General features: G+C 47.4%; 32 protein-coding genes. 16 read left to right on the forward strand and 16 right to left on the reverse strand.

The features are described 5' to 3' along the window. Positions 1 to 65: 65 nt before the first annotated feature. The 3 genes from H6G00_RS00910 to H6G00_RS35990 all read right to left on the reverse strand — a co-directional run bounded on the left by H6G00_RS00910 (position 66) and on the right by H6G00_RS35990 (position 1375). Positions 66 to 458, reverse strand: a complete 393-nt coding sequence (locus tag H6G00_RS00910) for a hypothetical protein (RefSeq protein ID WP_190795214.1) — start codon at positions 456 to 458, stop codon at positions 66 to 68. Positions 459 to 611: 153 nt separating this feature from the next. Continuing rightward, positions 612 to 1205: a hypothetical protein gene (locus H6G00_RS00915; RefSeq protein ID WP_190795215.1), complete on the reverse strand. Its 594-nt coding sequence runs from the start codon at positions 1203 to 1205 to the stop codon at positions 612 to 614. 47 nt (positions 1206 to 1252) lie between these two features. Then, a complete protein-coding gene (locus H6G00_RS35990; RefSeq protein WP_277881833.1) occupies positions 1253 to 1375 on the reverse strand; it encodes a hypothetical protein in 123 nt (40 codons plus the stop codon). A 127-nt stretch (positions 1376 to 1502) separates the two neighbouring features. Between H6G00_RS35990 and H6G00_RS00920 the strand changes: the two genes are divergently transcribed. Next, positions 1503 to 2042 (forward strand): GUN4 domain-containing protein, encoded by a 540-nt coding sequence (locus H6G00_RS00920; RefSeq protein ID WP_190795216.1) that lies wholly within the window; start codon positions 1503 to 1505, stop codon positions 2040 to 2042. 350 nt (positions 2043 to 2392) lie between these two features. Here the strand turns inward: H6G00_RS00920 and H6G00_RS00925 are convergent, their stop codons facing one another. Further along, on the reverse strand, positions 2393 to 2848 hold the full coding sequence (locus H6G00_RS00925; protein WP_190795217.1) for a hypothetical protein: 456 nt from the start codon (positions 2846 to 2848) through the stop codon (positions 2393 to 2395). Next, a complete protein-coding gene (locus H6G00_RS00930) occupies positions 2841 to 3158 on the reverse strand; it encodes a hypothetical protein (protein ID WP_190795218.1) in 318 nt (105 codons plus the stop codon). The genes H6G00_RS00925 and H6G00_RS00930 overlap by 8 nt, the downstream gene beginning before the upstream one ends. A 43-nt stretch (positions 3159 to 3201) precedes the next feature. Between H6G00_RS00930 and H6G00_RS00935 the strand changes: the two genes are divergently transcribed. The 4 genes from H6G00_RS00935 (at position 3202) to H6G00_RS00950 (ending at position 6220) form a co-directional block, all read left to right on the forward strand. Continuing rightward, positions 3202 to 3816, forward strand: coding sequence for a 7-carboxy-7-deazaguanine synthase QueE (locus H6G00_RS00935; protein WP_190795219.1), 615 nt, complete (start codon positions 3202 to 3204; stop codon positions 3814 to 3816). Next, positions 3816 to 4268, forward strand: a complete 453-nt coding sequence (locus H6G00_RS00940; protein ID WP_199318258.1) for a hypothetical protein — start codon at positions 3816 to 3818, stop codon at positions 4266 to 4268. The genes H6G00_RS00935 and H6G00_RS00940 overlap by 1 nt, the downstream gene beginning before the upstream one ends. Before the next feature lie 151 nt (positions 4269 to 4419). Next, entirely contained in the window at positions 4420 to 5298 is an 879-nt protein-coding gene (locus H6G00_RS00945) for a ParB/Srx family N-terminal domain-containing protein (protein ID WP_190795220.1), read from the forward strand. Beyond that, positions 5282 to 6220 carry a hypothetical protein gene (locus H6G00_RS00950; RefSeq protein WP_190795221.1) on the forward strand — a complete coding sequence of 313 codons (939 nt, stop codon included), beginning with the start codon at positions 5282 to 5284 and terminating at the stop codon, positions 6218 to 6220. Before H6G00_RS00945 ends, H6G00_RS00950 begins: the two co-directional genes overlap by 17 nt. 42 nt (positions 6221 to 6262) lie before the next feature. On the opposite strand, the gene H6G00_RS00955 is transcribed toward H6G00_RS00950, so the two are convergent. Continuing rightward, positions 6263 to 6739 carry a hypothetical protein gene (locus H6G00_RS00955; protein WP_190795222.1) on the reverse strand — a complete coding sequence of 159 codons (477 nt, stop codon included), beginning with the start codon at positions 6737 to 6739 and terminating at the stop codon, positions 6263 to 6265. Positions 6740 to 7041: 302 nt separating this feature from the next. On the opposite strand from H6G00_RS00955, the gene H6G00_RS00960 reads away from it, so the two are divergent. Beyond that, the gene (locus H6G00_RS00960) at positions 7042 to 7407 is read left to right on the forward strand and encodes a hypothetical protein (RefSeq protein WP_190795223.1); all 366 of its coding nucleotides are present in this window, start codon (positions 7042 to 7044) and stop codon (positions 7405 to 7407) included. On the opposite strand, the gene H6G00_RS00965 is transcribed toward H6G00_RS00960, so the two are convergent. Together H6G00_RS00965 and H6G00_RS00970 are read right to left on the reverse strand one after the other, a co-directional pair. After that, a complete protein-coding gene (locus H6G00_RS00965) occupies positions 7391 to 7642 on the reverse strand; it encodes a hypothetical protein (RefSeq protein WP_190795224.1) in 252 nt (83 codons plus the stop codon). The two genes, H6G00_RS00960 and H6G00_RS00965, sit on opposite strands and share 17 nt — an antisense overlap. Then, positions 7639 to 7827, reverse strand: a complete 189-nt coding sequence (locus H6G00_RS00970) for a hypothetical protein (protein WP_190795225.1) — start codon at positions 7825 to 7827, stop codon at positions 7639 to 7641. Before H6G00_RS00970 ends, H6G00_RS00965 begins: the two co-directional genes overlap by 4 nt. 141 nt (positions 7828 to 7968) lie before the next feature. Between H6G00_RS00970 and H6G00_RS00975 the strand changes: the two genes are divergently transcribed. After that, positions 7969 to 8322 (forward strand): hypothetical protein, encoded by a 354-nt coding sequence (locus H6G00_RS00975; RefSeq protein WP_190795226.1) that lies wholly within the window; start codon positions 7969 to 7971, stop codon positions 8320 to 8322. 75 nt (positions 8323 to 8397) lie between these two features. Here the strand turns inward: H6G00_RS00975 and H6G00_RS00980 are convergent, their stop codons facing one another. The 8 genes from H6G00_RS00980 to H6G00_RS35995 all read right to left on the reverse strand — a co-directional run bounded on the left by H6G00_RS00980 (position 8398) and on the right by H6G00_RS35995 (position 13791). After that, positions 8398 to 8706 carry a hypothetical protein gene (locus tag H6G00_RS00980; protein WP_190795227.1) on the reverse strand — a complete coding sequence of 103 codons (309 nt, stop codon included), beginning with the start codon at positions 8704 to 8706 and terminating at the stop codon, positions 8398 to 8400. Positions 8707 to 9015: 309 nt separating this feature from the next. Next, positions 9016 to 9390 (reverse strand): hypothetical protein, encoded by a 375-nt coding sequence (locus H6G00_RS00990; RefSeq protein ID WP_190795229.1) that lies wholly within the window; start codon positions 9388 to 9390, stop codon positions 9016 to 9018. Between the two features lie 412 nt (positions 9391 to 9802). Next, entirely contained in the window at positions 9803 to 10351 is a 549-nt protein-coding gene (locus tag H6G00_RS00995; protein WP_190795290.1) for a DUF932 domain-containing protein, read from the reverse strand. A gap of 25 nt (positions 10352 to 10376) precedes the next feature. Beyond that, positions 10377 to 12242 (reverse strand): zinc ribbon domain-containing protein, encoded by a 1866-nt coding sequence (locus H6G00_RS01000; RefSeq protein ID WP_190795230.1) that lies wholly within the window; start codon positions 12240 to 12242, stop codon positions 10377 to 10379. A 39-nt stretch (positions 12243 to 12281) separates the two neighbouring features. Beyond that, positions 12282 to 12467, reverse strand: a complete 186-nt coding sequence (locus tag H6G00_RS01005; protein ID WP_190795231.1) for a hypothetical protein — start codon at positions 12465 to 12467, stop codon at positions 12282 to 12284. 80 nt (positions 12468 to 12547) lie between these two features. Beyond that, a complete protein-coding gene (locus tag H6G00_RS01010; protein WP_190795232.1) occupies positions 12548 to 13132 on the reverse strand; it encodes a hypothetical protein in 585 nt (194 codons plus the stop codon). 44 nt (positions 13133 to 13176) lie between these two features. Further along, positions 13177 to 13605, reverse strand: a complete 429-nt coding sequence (locus tag H6G00_RS01015) for a hypothetical protein (protein WP_190795233.1) — start codon at positions 13603 to 13605, stop codon at positions 13177 to 13179. Between the two features lie 57 nt (positions 13606 to 13662). Continuing rightward, complete coding sequence (locus H6G00_RS35995; protein WP_277881834.1) at positions 13663 to 13791, reverse strand: hypothetical protein; 129 nt, start codon at positions 13789 to 13791, stop codon at positions 13663 to 13665. 240 nt (positions 13792 to 14031) lie between these two features. On the opposite strand from H6G00_RS35995, the gene H6G00_RS01020 reads away from it, so the two are divergent. The 9 genes from H6G00_RS01020 to H6G00_RS01060 all read left to right on the forward strand — a co-directional run bounded on the left by H6G00_RS01020 (position 14032) and on the right by H6G00_RS01060 (position 20192). Then, entirely contained in the window at positions 14032 to 14277 is a 246-nt protein-coding gene (locus H6G00_RS01020; protein WP_190795234.1) for a hypothetical protein, read from the forward strand. An 88-nt stretch (positions 14278 to 14365) separates the two neighbouring features. Next, entirely contained in the window at positions 14366 to 14677 is a 312-nt protein-coding gene (locus tag H6G00_RS01025) for a hypothetical protein (protein ID WP_190795235.1), read from the forward strand. A 5-nt stretch (positions 14678 to 14682) separates the two neighbouring features. Then, positions 14683 to 14967: a hypothetical protein gene (locus H6G00_RS01030; RefSeq protein ID WP_190795236.1), complete on the forward strand. Its 285-nt coding sequence runs from the start codon at positions 14683 to 14685 to the stop codon at positions 14965 to 14967. A 5-nt stretch (positions 14968 to 14972) separates the two neighbouring features. After that, entirely contained in the window at positions 14973 to 15359 is a 387-nt protein-coding gene (locus H6G00_RS01035; RefSeq protein ID WP_190795237.1) for a hypothetical protein, read from the forward strand. Between the two features lie 25 nt (positions 15360 to 15384). Then, positions 15385 to 15717, forward strand: a complete 333-nt coding sequence (locus H6G00_RS01040) for a hypothetical protein (protein ID WP_190795238.1) — start codon at positions 15385 to 15387, stop codon at positions 15715 to 15717. A gap of 571 nt (positions 15718 to 16288) precedes the next feature. Then, the gene (locus H6G00_RS01045; RefSeq protein WP_190795239.1) at positions 16289 to 17122 is read left to right on the forward strand and encodes a restriction endonuclease; all 834 of its coding nucleotides are present in this window, start codon (positions 16289 to 16291) and stop codon (positions 17120 to 17122) included. A gap of 520 nt (positions 17123 to 17642) precedes the next feature. Further along, positions 17643 to 17882 (forward strand): hypothetical protein, encoded by a 240-nt coding sequence (locus tag H6G00_RS01050; RefSeq protein WP_190795240.1) that lies wholly within the window; start codon positions 17643 to 17645, stop codon positions 17880 to 17882. Between the two features lie 872 nt (positions 17883 to 18754). Next, positions 18755 to 19339: an N-acetylmuramoyl-L-alanine amidase gene (locus H6G00_RS01055; protein WP_190795241.1), complete on the forward strand. Its 585-nt coding sequence runs from the start codon at positions 18755 to 18757 to the stop codon at positions 19337 to 19339. A 91-nt stretch (positions 19340 to 19430) separates the two neighbouring features. Next, the gene (locus H6G00_RS01060; RefSeq protein WP_190795242.1) at positions 19431 to 20192 is read left to right on the forward strand and encodes a DUF2272 domain-containing protein; all 762 of its coding nucleotides are present in this window, start codon (positions 19431 to 19433) and stop codon (positions 20190 to 20192) included. The last annotated feature ends 36 nt before the right edge of the window (positions 20193 to 20228 follow it).

Raw genomic sequence — 20228 nt, forward strand, 5'->3', positions numbered from 1 at the left:
AATCCTAGCCGATCGCTCTCCACAGTCCGGTGCAATGAAGGGTTAGGATGCGGCAATTCACCAAACTACATTTGGTCATACCCTGAAATGCCCTTCCTCTTACAAAACTGTACTGGATGCAGCAAGTATTCCCGTAACTCCGGATCTTCGTTGATGTCTGTGAAACCCTTGATAATTTTGATGTGTGGAAGCGCAGCAACAACATCCTCAAAGACAGCGTTAGCCTCACGGTTGAAGGCAATGCATACCTGTTGCTGCCAAAGAGAAGGGAGCATTTGATACACGGGATTAAGATATGAGGAGTACCAGCTACCAAGATTTGTAATCTTCTGTATAAGCTCCTCAGATAAACCGAGTTTTTTTATGTCTTCAAGATTCAAGTAATGATTCCGTTCTTTATCAATCAACTCGCAAGAATAGTCATAGAGAGAGAACGTCAAGGTTTTATGTTCTTTCACGTAGCTTCTGGTTCTAAACAGAGGTATCAGAATTTTAACCTTCAAGACTATTCTTCTTACCAGGACACAGCAGCCTAACGATCGCGTTCAGCGGCTGCAAATAATATCGAACTCAGCACCAAAAGCTGTCCTCATTCCGTTGCAACGCACTGGTTAGGTTGCATTCCTCTGCCCCTGCTTGAGAACCCACAACAACCCTGTTCCTTGAATCATGCCTGCTACTATTCCTCCTCTAATAGCAGCCCGCAGCCAATCAGAGCTCTCAGGAATTGTGGGATTATTAAAGAAGGCTGGTGATGCCAAAATTTGGATTAGCAGAAAGCTAGGAAGGCTGATACTGGCAGCAAGAGAGTCGATAACAATTAGCAACTGCGCTTGGCGATACCTCCTAAGTACAAGGTATTGCCCACAGCCAAGCAAAGCACCACTGACAGCGTAGCCAATGCTGAGATTCAACTGTAAAGGTAGGGGTTCGGCAAACAGAAAAACACTGGACAATACAAACCCCAACCAGAGACATAAAACGCCCCCAAGAGCTGTAACAGGAATCCACCAGACTGCTTGTCTTAATCTTTGACGAAGGACGAACCATTGCAAAATACCTAGCAGAAGCGATCCGGTAAAAATGCAGTGACGCAGATCAGAAAGGGGCAAGTTCAGGCTTGCATAGACGGGTAAGACAAAGCCCAACAAGGTTGTAATTACCCACAGAACTAAAAAGTACCAATAAGGGCGTTGCCTAACCATATATCGCGCCTAGTTAAAAGCAATTGCTGAACAACAACTTCTGCGACCTAACGGCAGAGTTGAACGGCGGCAACCAACTTCTGCATCATAAACGATCGCCCCTGCTCCGCCGTTCCAACGCAGTGTTCGACCATATTCAACAGGTTTGAGTTGATTTTACTTGCTTTCACTGATTGGTGTTCTTACAGAATTGGGTAGAGTTTTAAGCATAATTCAGTAGCAGGATTAACATCAATGCCTCGTGTCAAATGGTTGCTTCTAGGGCTATCTGGTCTCCTGTTAATTGGGTGTTGGCAGATGACTAACACCAATTATGGAAGATTGGAAGCTTTACTTGCTGCCCATCAGTGGCAGGAAGCTGACCAGCAGACGACTGATATCATCTTGAGAGAGTCTAATTGGGGAATCTCCACCTGGAAGATGTGGGGAGTCGCCCTACTATCAGGCAAGCTCACGGGTTGGTATGAACCCATCAAACAGTATCCCTGTCATGACCTCGAAATACTTGACAATCTCTGGTTAAAGCACAGTGATGGGCGATTTGGGCTGAGTGTTCAGCAGCAGATCTTTAAACGTATTGCTACACAATCTAACGATGAGTTTAGAACCTATGATGCCTTTATGGATGAGGTGGCTTGGGATCAACCTGATCGTTCAAGCAGCACCCCCATCGGGCATTTTCCATCAGAGGATTGGGTTCAAGCTACAACTTACGGTAAAGGAGAACCTTGGATGCTCAGTGCAGTGTATATGTACGATCGCATCGAAGAATGCCAGATATCTCAGCCATCTTCGATGAGTCAAACAGATAATGCTAGTAAACCGCCCCAGAGATAACCTTGCGGTCGAACTATTAATTAGACGGAACGATTCTGCCGATCCACCCAGCTTCGGAGAATAGGCAGAATAATTCTGTATATCACTCCAAAACAGGTGGATCGACAGAATGATTCTACATAATAGACTGATTTGGGTGGATCTGCAGAATCGTTCCAAATGGAATCAATTCAGTGGAATACAGACCACGAACGTAGGCAAACCTGAAAACCTAAGTCTGGGTAAGGGGAGGTCTGGCAGGGTTAAAGCAACTGAACCGTCATTTGCCTGCAAGAAGCACTTGAAGCTTCAGTCTCAGTGGAAAACTTTAGATGACTCGACAACTGAAATCAAGGTACGCGCTCGCCCCCTCAACCAAATCCTTTTTTCTTATTCTTGCCCCTACCCTTCTTCTTAAAATCAATCGTCTCAAACGGAGCTGCTCCTAAACTCGGCTTCTGCCAGCCGTCCAGATCCCAAATCTTATAGAACGGAGTATGCTCAATGTCCAGACGTTGGCTGATGGCTTGAGTTAAAGCTTCCAGGTTCTGAAACATTAAACCTGCGATGTCACGTAGAGAATAAGCCAGATGAATGCTAGCCTCTGACCGCTCCGGCTCTGCTGACTTGGCACGGAACCTAAACCCTTGCTCCTCAATTGAGATCATTGACCACTTAGGGAAGTTCAGTTTGAACTCTGCATGAGTGGATGAAGCCAGCCCATAAAAAGCAGCGATGCCATACTTCTTACAAATCGCATCAATCTCGGCGGCAGCTTCTTTGAGTTTGGGATCTGACTGAGGAAGATTCTCCAATGGGTCACTCATCATCACTCCTCGAGTCTTTAACTTGGCGAACTGCATCATTAAAAATTTCAGTTCCAGTTCGGGGGAAACTCATTTCTTGAAGTGGAAACCAGCCTGACCACTTTGCCTCTAAACTGGCAAGCTGTGACGGGATTGCATCAGGATGCTCGGCGAGAAACAGAATGTGCTTAGTTGCAGCCTGCCACGCGACCTGAATAGCCGGTGGTAAGTCCTCCCAGTTGGGCATCGTCTCCCCCCGATAGTTTTTGTTTCCAACGCTGTGCCCATAGGCGCGATAGGCACTAGCTGCAATGATTGAATCTTGGCTCATAGTGAGTGCGGGAATTTTATGGTGCTACTTCTTTCTAGCGCACATGAGCATTTTATTTCCCATTCATGAGACGTTTCAGCAGACTCTTCAGGGGGAAGGGTTTTGGGCTGGAACACCAGTTGATTTCATTCGGCTATCTGGCTGCCCTGTGTCATGCCACTTTTGCGATACAGGTTATGCCGATGGCGGCAAAGATACCCCCCGAACCATGCGATCGCTCGACGAATTAATCGCTGAGCTAAAATCCCCGTTTGTGGTGATTTCTGGTGGTGAACCCTTCATCCATTCCAACCTGCCGGAGCTGGTCAAAGCCCTCGAGTTCAACGGTAAACGAGTGGCGATCGAAACCTCTGGAGCATTCTGGCAAGAGCTGCCCGAGTCAGTTTGGGTTACGGTTTCACCCAAGGAACACATCAGCCCTAAATATCCAGTTGATGAGCGCTGGTGGCGACGTGCCAACGAAATTAAGTTAGTCATTTCCAGTGGTCAGGAAGTGTGGTTCTACCGTCCCAAATTGGCTAAAACCACTTGCTCTATCTTCCTCCAGCCGGAGTGGGGCGATCGCGAGAAAACCTTGCCGCTGGTAATGGATTTGCTCCAGCGCTACACCAACTGTCGCCTCAGCCTACAACTTCACAAGTTTCTCGGAATTCAATAATGAACCCCCAATTTCACTACCCAAAGCATCTACAGGGCACTGCTGCACCTTATCTGGAGGCGATCGCCTCAACCCAAGGCAGAGTACCAACCACGTTCCAATACCAGATCAGCACAGCCATTCGCCGCAAACACTGCAATCCGCCGATCTGGACTGACACTCACTTTCATAACTTCCAAATCACACTTCATCTCCAGGCAGTTCGGGGGGTGAGTGCGATGTATGGCATCGACATGATTGAAGTTGAAATGCTGCTGAAGGCATGGGCAGAAGCATTGCCTGAAGTGGTCAATGAACACCCGCTCTGCATTGGCGGAACGACTGAGGATCTGTGCCTCTATTTTGCTCGAATCGAGCTAGACCCTCACATTCAACTGCTGCGCGTAGACGTGGCAGAAACCCCAGAACGTATTACCAGCCTTCCAATACTGCAAACGACCTCTCTTAACTGAGGGAACGTTACCGCAGATTTAGCATCTACTGCGAGGTTCGACAAGTGATTGAATTCAAAACCCTAACGGCAGGGGTGATTTTGGGCGCTATCTTTGCGATCGCCCATCTGCCAACTCCCGTTCCCTTCACAGTGGCAGGGAGGCTCTAGTAGTGGCTAAGAAGTTTTTGCCTACAGTGGTCTGGGTGCCAATCGACCAGATCACACCCTATATCCACAACAACAAACAGCACCCACAGAGCCAGATTGATAAGCTGGCGAGCTGCATCATTGAGTATGGTTTTGATGTGCCCATCGTCGTGGATGAGGATAACGTCATTCTCAAAGGGCACGGGCGACGGATGGCAGCGCTGAAGCTGGGGCTAACTGAAGTTCCGGTGATTAAGCGAACTGACCTTACGCCAGCGCAAAAGAAAGCCTGCCGCATTGCTGACAATAAGGTTGCAGAATCCCCTTGGGATTTTGAGGCGTTGAAGTTGGAGATGGCAGCGCTGGATGAAATGAACTTTGATCTGCAGATGACAGGCTTCAGTCTGGAGGAATGCAGCAGTCTGTTTGACTTGGGAGTGATAGACTTCCAGGGCAAACAAATCTTTGGTGAGGATGGGCCACCAACACCCCCCGAACCAGACACATCGCATGAGCTAGATGAGGGGCGATCGCCACAGTTCAGCAGGCAAGACGCTCACGACGACGATGATCAGTCAGAGCTGGAGCGATCGGACGGCTCATTGCTGGAACTGGTAGAGATTGTGATCGCAGAGCCACGCCACCAGGTTCAACGAGGTCAGGTCTGGCAGCTTGGCAACCATGTCCTGGTAGTCGCCGATGTCCTCACTGGCTGGCAGTCCTGGAAAGATTACCTCTCCGGCGATGCCATCTTTGCCCCATATCCTGGTCCGTTCGTGCCACTAACCGTCAAGGGTGAGGAACGACGGCTGGTGATGGTGCAGCCAGACGAGTACATTGCTGGGCACATCCTTGACCAATATGAGAACGTCAAGGGGGCTGGTAGTGTCCAGCGGGGTTAAGCGCACCGGTGGGGGAACCTTTGACCCTGCTGAGGAGAATGTTTATTTTCTGGCATCTGGAGTAGGACGGCTGGCGATCGCCGAGCCGGTCTATGACCACTTGCTGATTGCTGTGAACGAGCTGGAGGGTGAAGGAGCTCTCCAGCAGATTGAGCAGTGGTGTGACAGCGGCAAAAAGCTGTTCATCGACTCCGGCATCTTTCACCTGACCCAAGAGCACGCCAAGGCACACCGCTGCTCAATGGATCAGGCACTTGCCATGCCACCCGACGAGATTGACGGCTTCAAAGAACTGTTGGAGCGCTACGTCGAAATCTACAGGCGACTGGGAGATAAGTGCTGGGGCTTTATTGAGCTAGACCAGGGCGGACGGGAGAACAAGATTAAGACCAGGGCAATGCTGGAGGAGATGGGCTGCAAACCCATTCCGGTCTATCACCCATTCAACGATGGTTGGGACTACTTTGACTACCTTGCTGAGCGCTATGACCGCATCTGTTTCGGCAACGTGGTGCAGGCTGATCGGGAGACTCGGAAACGGTTTGTCGCCACTGCCTGGGAACGACACCGCAAGTATCCTCACCTCTGGATTCATCTGCTGGGGCTGACCCCAAACGAATGGCTCAACGCGATGCCAATCAACTCCGGCGACTCCTCAAGCTGGCTCTCCTGCGTTCGCTGGTCAAGTGGCTATCGGGAGCGCTGCGCGGGCAAAGCTCTCGGAGACATGCCCCGAAACTTCATGTATGCCTACGGTGCGGATAAGGACAGTCCCAGAGGCAATAACAAGGCTGTAGCGGCAGCCGCCTATGGGTCATTCATGCAGCAACGTAACTGGCGATCGCATCTCAACAGCTTAAAGAAACTGGGTTGTCAGATTTACCCCAACCCAGTCTCAGAGCAGCCCCCTACTACTGATTAGTATGGCTCGACATCAATGCTGAAAGTTGTGCAAAGGCAGTTATTATTCGTACTCTTGCTCACTGTATCTGAACTCAAATATGCGTTTAGCAATTAATTGCATTTTGAGATCAGCTCCCAGATAGTCTCCGCCTCGGACATCTTGAGAGTTTGCCGTTCCCTGAACATCACTTATCCAGTCCAGCCCCCGTCGATGATTGAATGAATACCAGCTAGAAATTTGTAAGTCCACTGCATTTTGAAACTGAGCAGATAAAACATTCAGCTCTTGAACATTAGATGCATCAGTTTCTACTTCAACGGACAAAGTTATACGTTGAGTAACTAAGATTCGCTCGGGGACAGATTGTCCACTAATCTTGCTAACCATCTCCCCCAACTTAAAGTTGATCTTCAGCGCTTTGCCAGTCAACTGAAATCGACTTTGATAACGTTCGTGTTGCAACGCCCTTTCAAGTCGTGGAATTAATCCAGCATCACCATCAAGCAAAAGTTTACGGACTGTTAGTTGCTCAGCCATTGCCTTGCTCTTTCAAAACATCTTTCTGCTGTCCGCATTGTATCTACAAGACGATCGTCTAGAGAGGTTTGGTCTTTGCCACCTCGTTAAACGAGACTTGCCCTCGCGAACCGACAAAACTCACACAAAAAAACGTGCGATCGCCTGTCGGTTTTAGTTAACAAATTAGGGGTAAAACGACCCATTAGGCAAAACGCTTACCTGTTTACAAATCAGGGCGAATTCGACAAATCGTTTACCTAGCACATGCATGTCAACACCCTGCCGCAAAGGGAACACTCGCTCAAACATCTGAACTCATCATGATTGCAACTACTACTGTTCCAACCGTCTCAATGACCACAGCGATCGCCCGCTTCCAGGTTCCCGGTTTCCATTGCTGGGCTGGGGCAAGTGGCGATCGCCAATACTTGGCTGACCGTCACCGTCACCTGTTTCATATCGAAGCTCGAATTGAATTATTTGGAGATGATCGGGAAGTCGAGTTTCACGACTTCTTGGACTTCTGCCGCGCTAACTTCCCAGGTGGAGAGATGGGAGGTCAGAGCTGTGAGCAGATGGCTGAGGATTTAATTGAGAAGATTGGCGATCGCTACCCAGGAAGATGGATTCAAGTGTCTGTTTTTGAAGATGGGGAAGTTGGGGCTGAAGTTAGCCAGTTGCCGTAGGCAACCAGGTTTCATCAAAGAACTGACTTTGAGAAATCGGCTCTAAGCTCTTTCCCCAAACTCCAGCAGAAAACTTGCACTCACTAAGATCAGCATTCCGCAATTGCTGTATCACTTGCGATCGCTCACCTTGGAAGTCTGGCATCTGTTCACCAACGGCATTGAACACTGCCACCATGCCGTTGGTGAACAAAATTACTTCTTTGGGCGCGTTATCTGCGATCGGGTTGGTCATTCTACCTCTTCAGCACGCTTAATTGCTCGCAAGCTTTTCAAGCCTTCGATTGCACCTGTTAAACCTTCAACTGTGTTTCTAATCACCTCTCCACCTTGAGCGCCTTGCGCTTCAGATTGCAAAACACTGATTAATTGCTTTTGCTGCTCAATTAGTTGAGAGATTGAGATTTCAGGAGTTGCCATCGAATTACCAAGGTAGACTAAGGACAATTTAACTTGGAAAACTTGGATTAGGGGCGATCGCATCTAATCAACAGTAGCAAAACTGATTTAACGTTACTTCTAGATAGTTAAAACAAGTCAAATTTCAAGAGGGCGATGTTTATGAGTTTATCTAATGCATTACCTACAGAAGCTCGACCCAGAGTATACGTTTGGACAATATTGATTTGCATTAACGAAACCATAGGTTACGGCGCTTTCTCTACTGTCATGCCATACCCTCCAACTAAAGGAAATACTATTGAGTTTCGTGACACTCCAGAAGGAAACTTTTCGGGGACTATTTTCGATGTTGAGGAAGTAGTCAAATTTCAATCCTGTGAGACAGAACAACTAGACCCTAGTTTTGAGATTAGAAAAGCAATTGAAGTTTTACCCTCAGCAATTCAATTTCGAGTCTTCGTTGAGGTGAAATTCTCAAGTGAATTAACCAAGCAGGGAATTCCTAAGCTTTAGAAACCCTCTAGCTTTTAACTCTTTCTCAACTGCTTCTCTGATTAAAGCTTGAGCCTCAATTGAAGAGAGCGATCGCTAAACTTCATCTGCATCTGGCTCTTGCGGCTGCAACTTGCCTAGAGCAATAAGATGCGCCTCTACCGCTTCTCTAATTAGTCGGTGGCGTTCCTCCGAGTTCATTGCATCCAAGACTGCGTAAACATCTTCTGGATAGCGAGTGCTGACAACTTTTTTGCTCAGCAATCGTCCCAGGCGATCGCGCCTAGTATTTAACCGCTCTTTCCCAGGGGCACCAGCACCGGGGCGAACGCCGCCATGTCCATCTTTTTTGGTTCGTTTGACCATTCGACTGCCGAGTCTACGGCTAGGCACATACAGTTTCATCTACTGCCTCATGGTATCAAGTGTAGTGTCAACACTAAACAAAATTGGCAAAATGCTTTCATGCACGACTGTTCCACCAATCTATTAGAGATTTTGGATCATCCATGCTGTTTGCAACATTGCATGAACAACAGAAGATTGAATAGAGATGATATGGCTGGCTAACTTCCACTCCCTTGAGATGAATAGAGGTTTTGATGTCGTCACTTCCACAGAACGGGCAGAGCTTCAGTGTCTCGGATTCAAGAAGTTCATACAAAACATCGTCCTGCTGGGATATCGATTCAAAAGGAATTTCTCTGCTCATAATCACTCCCATTCGATAAGAACTCCCTCGAAGGGAAGTGTATAGCTAGGACTCATGCTGTCGGCTCCGTAGAAGAACTTTTGGAACTCTTCCAAACTTGCAAATCCATCGGCGATCGCCAGCTCCGTCTGTTGCTCCACAGTCAAGGGCTGACCGCCTAACTCAACAGAGCCTCTATCAATTTTGATTGGAGTTACGCAGGTGCAGATTGGATCAGGTGCCCACAATTTGCGGCAGTGGCGCGTTCTCATGCCCGTGTAAAGCTGTAGCGCTTCTCCTGGTCTGGGGTTGCGCTTGCGGTTGGGTCTGATGGTTTGACGTTTAAAGCGAGTTTCGATCGGGTCAACGAATCGAGCTTTGAAGTTATAGGCGACCATTTTTTAAGCCTCAAAGGAAGCGATCGCCACTCCTCATTGAAGTGGCGATCGCTGTATCAGAAGTTAGTTAGCAAACATCTCACTCACCACATGAACATGGGTTAGGGCTGTCCACGTAACCAAAAGCGAAATGTTGTCCCGGCGAGTAGTGTTGAATTTGCCCTTTGTCATCGCAAGGTAATTCTTTTAGCTTTGCAACGTAGCCAGCAAGGTAATACCGATTATTGAATCGGGGGAGCTGGGCAAATGCTGCATCGTTCGACCCATCTAGATAGAGTTTCAGGGCGATCGCATTCGGCTTCTTGCACGGTTGCGCTGATTGATTGGTCTGTATCATGATGATGAAAGCTCCATCGCTAGGTGGTATACCCCTGCTCTTCCGCCAAGAATCAGCAGGGGTTAAACATTTGAATTAATGAACGTAAACGCCAACAAGCTGCTGCATGAACTGCTGTTGGCGTTTTGCCTTGCTGCCCATCCAGAGGCTATTGAGCTGGGTTTCAGCCTGAGTCTTCTTGCCTTCCCAGTTGAAATATTCAGTGACCGAGTTGAGCAGTCCCCAGGCTGTGTTGTAGGCACTGTTGAGTGAAGCGCCTTTCGCTTCACCCTGGAAAAGTCTCAGGCAGGTCTGGATAAGCGCAGGCTGGTTCTGCACTGGTTTAGTCGGATCACCAAAGGCGCTAATTAGGTGCAAGGTTGCCTCTTCGACGGTGATAATCGTCTCTGCCAGTTGCTCTGACTGAGTTTCAAACTCACGGAAGTTGCTTTTGGCAGACTCCAATACCTCGGTGACGCGATCGCTATTCCACTCGTTAACGTGGGAGATCACTTTGCCATTCAAGCGAACCGGGACGGTCAGACCATTGCCGCAGATGTTTCGCAGGGTCATCAGGTCAACGCGATGACCTTTGCCTTGCTCATGGAATCCAGTCAGCAGAATTTTGCCGTAGACCTCTGCCAGCTAGCTACCTTCCCAAAAGATTGGATCACTCCGACTCCCAAAGTTCAAGCTGTATATGGTCTTCTGGCAGCCTCTTCAAGGATCTCCTTTTGGGACGGTCTACCCCGGTTTTTGCTAACTGTGAGCTGACTACAGGTGTCACCAGTTCACTTGGGTCAGAGGTTGCAAGCACCCCCATACCTCCCCTTGCCTGCGTCTTCCCACTCGTAGCGGGGTTTCGGTCAGTTCTAGGGGCAACAGAGTCAGCAACAACGGCTGATTCCTGCAAGTCCGAAGACTTGTACCCTTTGGCTGAATCCTCAGCAGGTTCACAGACGGCAGAACCGTCAGGCGTAGGCATACGCAAGCCTTGTCGAATTGCCGGGGCAAGTCGCAAGGTTCTGTTTTGGGCGGGCTTAATTGCGCCACACGCCCCGTAGAGGACAGAGCTAAGGAAGTTGCAACCTCCTACTCCATCCCGATCGCCCAACCACCCACAGCCACCTTTACGAGGATTGCAGTAGTAGACGCGGTTGCGTGGCTTGTGCCTGCGACCGCAGTTTGGGCAAACTTGTGACGACCGTGCTTCGCTGGCTGTCTCTGTTCCTTCGCCGCCAGCTAACAGCAACTTCTCGTCTAAATATTTTACTTGGGTTGGCATTTCCCAAAGGTTGTTTCGACCAACTTGCTTGATCCGACGCTTGCCCTTCTTCCTGGTCTTTGGCAGTGTCTTCAAGTCACCTACATAAACCTTGCCAACTTTATTTTCAACGCACCAATTAACGGCTGCACGGGTGACGCAATGGTTAGCGTAGGTCAATCTGACCCGGTAATAATCAGCCGCTTTATGCTGAGAGCGAAGCAACCGCATTTCTCTGCGGCTCCGCTTCTTTAGTCCTAAGTCCTTACGCCGTTGCCGAATAATCCGAAACGCATATTTGATATCAGATCCCCGGCGCTTCAACCCCTGACGCTGCCGTTCGTTGTCCCGCTCCTGCAATTCTCGATAGGTTGCTTTTTCGTCAGGCGATAGGTATTGACGGATTTGACCCTTTAAAACCCGCGATCGCTTGCGGTTGATGCCTCGATAACGCCCATCGCGTTCGCGCTTGAGGGCACAGATATTCTTGCCGCTGATAGTCGCTGTAGTGCCATCCTTCAGAGCCAACACCATTGCTCGTTTCTGCCCAAAGTCAACGGCTGCAACTTCAATTAGTTCAGGGTTTGGTTCAACTGGTAATTTACGGGTGATGTGCAGGCAGAACCGACCACTGCGAGAGCGAGTAATCTTTACATCACCATCAATCGAAATGTTTAGAAGCTCTGGTACGCGCAGCTTCAACACGTAGGGCTTTGCGCCTAGAATCAGGCGATCGCCCGAGCGTTTCACCAATTGATTTGTAAAAAACAGAGTGTGCAGACCTTTGTACCGCCTGGGAAGTTGAGCGTTTGTATCCCCGTTCTTTCGGTGGGTGAAATAGCTAGCAATATTCGCTTCAAAGTCCTGAGTTAATACCACTTTTGACTGAGCCGGAATTCCATAGTCAGGTTTGGCATTCTTCTCGGTAGCAACGACTAACCGCTCCTTCCCTTTATCCTTTCCCTGTTTAGCGGGTTTGTTGACTAACTGCCGAGGGTAAATACTTGATTGCTGAGTGATTAGAGTAATAATCAACTCATCTGCCCAACCTTTACGCCGAATATCAACGTAAGGATCAACCTCCCAGGCAGGCTGATCCGGATACTCTTCTCTAGCTTGTTTATAGGCACTTTGCTTGTAAGCCAAATGATCGATCAGCAGGTTGTAGATCATCGCACTCGATCGCATCATCCCGTACAGCAGTTGCCGCTGCTGTGGTTTAGGATGAAACTCGATTTTTAACGTGCGGGTTTGATAGTGCTGGCTGGTCATATCTGCAAAAGTGCATGGAGTGCTGAATGTTAGTTGCTGCTACTTGGTAGCGAGTCGCCGTTGTGCTTGCAGTTCTCGAATGAAGTCAGGAAATCGCTGGGCTAGCACGACGTTCTCAATCAAGAAGCGGCGATCGTCATTTACTGCTAGCCCTATTTCCGCAACTAAGTTGGTCAAATCTTCGATGCTCATTGCTTCGAGCTGTTCAATCGTGTAGATGGTCATTTCAGAAACCTAGTTAAGTTGAAATACTTCTAAATCAGGAAGAGGCAATCGCTTACGGGTGTCTTTTCAAGACCGCCCTCTCAACTCCCCTTCTCCTTTACATGCCTGGAAACCAGTGCTCTCTTCACGCCTGGGTCATAGAGATACAGCCCTAATCCAAATCGACAGCAGGCACGACGAAACGCTTGAGACTCGCTGTTGGTATTGCTGCTACCAAACTGCGTTCCCTCTAGCGCCTCATCACCTGTGCTAGCGCGAGAGATTGGTCCCTCTTCACAAAGCAGCGTAATTTCATAGCCCAACACATAGCGGCTGCCCTGCGGCATGTGAATTAACTGCCCAGTCCATCCAGGGCTGATGTAATCCAAAATTAGGTTGCAATCATACCAATGCAGGTATGGAATGTAATTCAACTTTCCTGACTTTTTATCCTTCTTCTCAAGCCAGTTAATAAACGCCCAAGGAAGCGGCTTTGACAAGTCAGCTAGAACGTCAATGAACGGGCGACGAAACCCTAAAGTTTGCCCCTGAGTAATCAACCGTCGCAGATCAGAGCGAGTTTCAGGGATGACAGGTAAAACTTTGGACGTGGTTTGAGATGTGGTTTGCATGGCGGTTGAGATAAGGCGATCGCCCCTTGGTTGGATAGATGGGCGATCGCTCATTTATCAGGTCTGTAGTAAGCGGTGCTGATAGGCAAGTTGCATCGTTACACCGCTGTTAAGTTGAAATACTCGTGAACATCAATCAAACCTGCCTCCAAGAAGTCCGCCAAAACGTCACTTAAAAGCATCCGAGTAGCGTCTAAGTCAATGTATTGCCGTCCTGCAATCAGAGCCGATTGGTAGTCCTGATAGAACCTCCAATCACCGCAGCGATCGCCTTCTGGAGAACGACAGAGGGGTCTAAATCCTTCTTGCTCTTGCTCCACTTCAACTTGCCAACCTCGATAAAAATCGACTGGAAGATTGCAAGCTGAAATAGGAGACTGAGCGAACTCCCAGAACTTGAGAATGCAGAGGTCAGAAGGCAGGTCGTGACCTAGCGTTGCCTGGTCATATAGCGGACAGTAGCCGACGTTTGAAGTGCGGCTTGACTCTTGCCAGAATGGGCATTGTGAACAATTTTGAGGCTCCATAACTCTCCATCTAAATAAGTTGAACCCCTACCCGAAAGCAGGTAGGGGAAGAACGGTTTAGTCGATAGAGAGCCGAAGGGTTTTGCCGTCTTTGCAGCTTAAAACCGCAACAGAAGGACGCTTGCCGACACCAGGAATGATTTGGACAAGAGACTTTTGAGCGGATTCAGAAGTTTGTGCAATCATTAGAGAAATCCTTAACGAAGGTTGGATTTGAGAGAGGGGGGTCGTTTCTTTGGACGGAGGCGATCGCCCTCTCTCTTTGTTTATTATTGCATATCGTATGTACGATTGCACCAATATTGCATACGAAAAACTGATTAGCTAGATATCAGTTAATCAGTTTTTCGTATGCAATAGTATGTACGTTTTCCCCAAAATTGTGTCACATTGAGTTTGTATTGTTCAATGGGTAAGGAAACCTGTATGACAGAGATCATTGTGGGAAGAGCCAAAAAGCCAGCTAAGCGGCAGAATTACAAGATTTCGTATGAGTTACTGGCTGGGTTGAAGGGCGTGGCGATTTTGGAGGATCGTAGCGATACTGCTCAATTAGAAAGATGGATTAGAGAAGGAGTAGATCGTTGGCGATTAGAAAACCCTTCTAAAACAGAAAAGCTTGACGAGTTGATATCTAGCTTCTTAGCTAACGAGGGTGCTGAGGAGGGCTGACAGCCTGCAACATCCGTTGCATCACTAGTACGTTGATGGGCGATCGCTCCCACCTCCCACTCAATCACTAACTCTAAGAGGCAGTCCTATGAAATTGCTGCAAAAGAGCAGATCTTCACTCTGCTCCAAATCGTTATGTCTAAACTCTGATTTGCCGCCTCAAGTTCCACCTCCCAAATTCCGCTTCTGGCAGAAGGTTCGAGCTAAAGACCGCTGTGGGCACATAACGGGGATGGAATACATCGACACCCATGTTGCTCTAATAGATTTGTTAGACACGCACGGCTGGTTCTACACCGTGAACTCTCTCTACGGTTGCACTACTGCCGAGATGCTTAAAGCTAAGCACGAGCCAACTCTGAGTATTGCTGAGTCCGAACTTGAAGCAGTGGAGGACTAGCAGAGATGACTCAGTATCGAACACTGCTCACAACTGAATTTCCATCCAACATTCCACTACCCAAATTCCGATTATTTCAACGAGTTCGGTTTGAAGACCGCCCTAACTGCAAGCTAGTCGGTGAAATCGTTGGCATGGAGTACGTCACGTCCGACGCTCGCAAGATTGAAGATTTTGAACAGGAAGGCTGGACGTATCGAATCAAGACAGATGAAGCCGCAAACCCTAACCCCGCAGGCGCGCACATTTTTGCCTGGGAAGAAGACGTTGAGCTACTGAAAGAGCAATAAATACTATGATCAAGCGAATTAGTTCAGTTGCATTGATAGCGACTTTGACGTTCTCTGCCATGCCAGCAAAGGCGAATCCGGCACTAGTAGCGGCTCCGGCTATTTGTGCCACTGGAATCGGCTGCATTTTAATAGGAACCGCCATTATTGGTGGAGTAGCCTATTACGTCTGGCAAAATAGTCAAACAGGTGAACAGTACCACATGCCTATTGAAGATCCTGAAGAGACTGCTCAGGAGTGGGATGAACCAATTATTGCAAGAGATCCAGAAGAAGCAAATCGGGAGTGTCAGGCTAGAGCAAGACAATACGGAGTGGAGCTTTCCAGGGTTCAGCCACCAAGACAGGTCAGGCGGGGACAGAACCAACAATATCGCTGTTGGTTTATATAATCAATCCAAAGGAGATAAACCTAAGATGATCAACCTCGAAAGCATTCAAACCTCGAAACTCCCAATTGGAGCAAAGGCTGGACAAATTGTATTACTGGTCGATTTGACTCAGACACCTAATCCCATAGAAACCCTGGATCTACTCAAATCTACAGGGTATGAACCTCAATTAAGATTTTGTGTCTTTGCAACTGGATTGCACATTGTTGCGGTCTTAAAGAACGAACAGTTCGATCCCAGTCAACCTATTGATGACGAGTATTTAATGGACGAATGGATTGAACTGGTTGAGAAAATCAACCCTGACGCTGTAAGGCTATGGAGAGGACATCCCAAACCACAGCCCTCACTCGTATAGAAAAGCGTAGTTGATTAAACTCCTATTCTCCTCATAATGCCTCCTAGAAACTCTAACTCAAAAACTAGGAGGCGTTTGTGCTCCTTTGCTGGCGATTGCCCTTTACAGCAGCCACCGTTTCAAACTCGATTAGCAACTTCAACCTTGATTCAACACAGCGATCGCACACCTTGATTTCAGTTGTCGAGTCATCTAAAGCTTTCCACTGAAACTTCAAGTGCTTTTTGCAGACAAATGATGGTTCAGTTGCTAACCCTGCCAGACCTCCCCTTACCCAGACTTAGGTTTTCAGGTTTGCCTACTTTCGTGGTCTGCATTCCACTGAGTTGATTCTATTTGGAACGATTCTACAGATCCACCCAAATTAGTCTATTATGCAGAATAATTCTGTCGATCCACCTGTTTTGGAGTGATATACAGAATCATTCTGCCTATTCTCCGAAACTGGGTAGATAGGTAGAATCGTTCCGTCTAATCAATAGTTAGCTGTCTAGTTTCCTACATGAATCAGACAAAGAACTGTGAGGGTGTAGCAACAGTTAGTACGTGAATTTTGAGGAAGGCTACTGAGATGTCCAAATGGTATGAAAAGCTGGTACAGGAAACCTATCAAGCCCTTCTCGATCAAGAATCACACATCAAGAACATAGTTGTGCAGCACGATGTCAAGTTGACTGGCAAAAGTGGTGCTTCTCACCAGATTGATGTCTATTGGGAATTCAGGATAGCCGATACCATCTATCGGACATGTATTGAGTGCAGGAATTATACATCAAACATCAAAAAAAGTAGAGTTGTAGAATTCAAAGGTATTTTAGACGATATAGGTAACGCGAACGGAATTATTGTAACTAGGGTCGGTTTTCAAGAAGGGGCTTTAACCTATGCCGAACATCACGGGGTTCGACTACTTCTTATTAATCCCGTGCTGCAAAGAATAGACGTGAACGTGCATATGGTTATTCCCCAGATAAGTAACATAGGATTTTTGTTCGATTCTTCTCACGCAAAGTTCGTTTTAGAAGCAGCAGGAGTTGATACCACAAGTATCTTATTGGAGTTAAACGCTTTAGCTAAAGACATTTATCTGTATGATGCCAATGGAAATAAAACACGTAATTTGTCGACAGTGTTATCACAGCCTATAGGTAAAGTTGGTCAAATTGTTGTCGATCTTGATAATGAATATCTGGAAACATCGCATGGATTGATAAAACTCAATTCAATTAGTTTTGAGCGACAGGAAGAGATGGTCGAGAATAAAATTACAATTGGTGGTGGTGAAGATGTTGCTAAGACATTAATCCAAGATGTTCTCGAAAATACATCCAAGTATCTTTTCAAGGATGGTGCTGTAGGCAGCGAATCTCGAAGAGACAAATTGTTGCCGCAACAGAACAGATAATCGGGTCGCCGGAGGGTTTTCCCCTCCAGCTCCCACAGCACCCCGCATGCGGCTCCGCACGGGGCGCTTCCTCAAAGAGGTTTAGACGGTTTGGTTCCGAAGAACCAATGTCCAGGGCTGGTTACGCAATTAAGCGCCGACTATTTAGCTCCCCCATCCGGGTTCATCGCCACGTCGAGCTTTACGACTCCTCCCCGCTCTCTGAAGTTCGGCCCTTCACCGTGTCTCATCCATTACGATGAGCGTTTGGCTACTATGGCTTCTGCTGACTTCTGCTCAATTACACAGGGCGTTTCCATACCTGTGCGCTGTCTGCTTTTCCTTAGGGTTCTGTGGCTACCTAACCGTTTCCAGTTAGACCTCAATCAGACTCCCGTAGAAGCTTAGACCGCCATTTGAGCAGATCTCCCCGGATAAGAACGTGAACTGTCCCTGCACAACCGCGTCATTTACTGCGTTCCCTGAACCAGGGGGCTTCGTTGTGTTGTGCCAACTTGCCCTAGGACTATCTCAGCCTTCTATGACGTTTCTGTTCGTCGGCTCACAGGTTTGCCTCCAGCTTCCTTCAGACATTCCCTCGCGAGTTTGCCCTTGCTCTTGGCTAGTGGTTGTCGTTACTCGGCTCCAATACTTTCGAGCATTTGAACGCTGGTTCCACCACAGAGGACTTTCACCTCATAAGTTCACGCCCATGCCGGGCGTACACAACCCGATTGGAGCGGGCTACCGAGAGATATTGGTGGTGATGAAAAGGTTTTAATAGCCGCTCAATCGGAACGTTGTGCCACCTCAACCTGTTCATAGAGGTATGCATTTGAAAATTATCTGTTTGAGTGCAAAGTTCTAAGGATCTTGGCAGGCTAAAGACGTGGTAGTAACCTTTGAACAGCTTTGGGCGATCGCCCTTTACGTTTCAAACTCAATTAGCAACTTCAACCTTGATTCAACATAGCGATCGCACACCTTAATTTCAGTTGTCGAGTCATCCAAAGTTTTTCACTAAGACTGAAGCTTCAAGCGCTTCTTGCAGGTTCAGGTGCTTTAACCCTGCCAGACTTTCCCTTGCTCTTACCCAGTCCTAGGTTGTCAGGTTTGCCTACGTTCATGGTCTGCATTCCACTTAGTTGATTTCATTTGGAAGGATTCTGCCGATCCAGCTAGATCGTTTATTATTCAGAATCATTCTGTCGATCCACCTGTTTTGGAGTGATATACAGAATCGTTCCGTCTAATCAATAGTTAGACCACTAGATTTCGGTTGAAGCGGTTCTTTAGAGATATCTGTGGGTGTATCTGACTTTTCTCTGACCTTTTGCTGACTTTGCACGGCTGCCAAAGTCAATTTGTGAAGGTTAGGGTAGATTCAATTTCAAGTGTTGTGCCAAATCATTCTGCCTGTCACCCTCTATGGGATCTTAGACGGAATAGTTCTATCTACATAATAGATAGAAGCCCATTACTAGAGGTGAAATTGCTAAGTAGCTTTAGGCTGATTTACTTCAAATCTTCCGGTTTCCAATCCATGAACAGAGGAAGTTCGGTTAAGTGTATCAGGTTACGTGCACAAAGCAAGGATCAATCGACATTCAAAGCAAGTTTTCCTACAGTCGTTCAACCAGCATAGAGAGCATTATGAGAACTTCTCCACTACGCCTTCTTCAAGACCCTACAGTTGTTGTGTTAGCTGCTGGACACGGGGGCAGCGATCCAGGTGCTGTTAACTTGCCTCATAAAGAGCGTGATCAAGCAATTACTATCACTGATCAAACTGCTGATCTACTTCGAGGGCAAGGTGTGGAAGTTGAGATCGCACCGCATGATGAAGATACTGAGAGATCAATTCAATGGGTCAATAGAAACTTTAGTTTTGGCGATGCTTGGGTTTTGGAATTGCATCGTGACTCGGCAAGTGGACTAGATCTAGACGATGCCTCGCGGCGCTGCGGAATTTATTATGGTACATCTGAAAGTAGCAAGGATATAGGCAATTTTGTCCGTAGTTCCTTCATCCTAAATGGTACTCATCCCAATTCTTGGGCACGCCCTGATACAGCATCAAACTTTGGAAGACTAGGTTGGATTCGTCAAACGCGACCGGTTGCTCACCTGCTAGAGTTGGGCTTTATGCAGGGTAAAAATGACGATGCTCATCTTAGCTGGTTAGCAAAAGTCGCGGCTACAACCATCATGGAAGCTTTTACCGGGCGTTCTTTTTAGTAACTGTTGATTAGAACAGTTAAGCTGCTTCAACCTAGAGAAGCCAACACTTGAAATCTACCTGATGTGAAGGGTTAAAGAGGAGAAATTTTTGTCTATTTGGAAAGTTAATACTGATTCACTCAACCTGCGGAGCAGCCCTGAAAAGACGAATGACAACATCATTCGAGCACTTCCACTTGCTCAAGAGGTTAAAGTTCTTACTGGAACACCCGCAGACCGATGGTGGAGAGTTGAAACTGTAGTAGAAGGAGCATCACTCACGGGATTTGTGAGTTCAGCTTTTCTACGCCAACCTTTAAGTGCAGCAAAAGAAGCGTTGATCAGCGCAGCCGTAACAGAGTGGTTGCGATTTAAGTTAGGCAGTGGGTTAGAAACTAAAGACCCTTACTATAAATACATTGGAGAATATTGGAGAGCACTCGATTTGCCTCATGATGGGCGAGATACAGAAATATATTGGTCGGCAGCATTTATATCCTTTGTTGCTCGTAAAGCAGGATACGAAAACTTCAAATTCTCGATCGCTCATCATTCCTATATCCGCGACTCTATAGAAAAGCGTATTTCTGGCGATACGAATTCTTCATTCTGGGGCTTTAGGCTAAACGAACATAAGCCCCAACTGGGTGACTTGGTGTGTCTATGGAGAGGTACACCTGTAATATTTGATGATCTCCCATCCGAATTTTCAAGTCACTGTGACATTATTGTTGATGTTCGTGACACAGAAGTTCGAGCCTTAGGTGGCAATGTTGGAGATTCGGTTTCAATGAACACCTTTCAACTCGATTTAGATGGCTTCCTAAAACCCACTGGGAGAGTGTTTGCAATATTACGCAATAACGAATAGGAGTTTTTCGCTAAATCTGGTTTAGGCTTACACTGA

Origin of the sequence: Leptolyngbya sp. FACHB-541, from assembly GCF_014695875.1 — a bacterium.
Lineage (GTDB): Bacteria > Cyanobacteriota > Cyanobacteriia > Elainellales > Elainellaceae > JAAUTN01.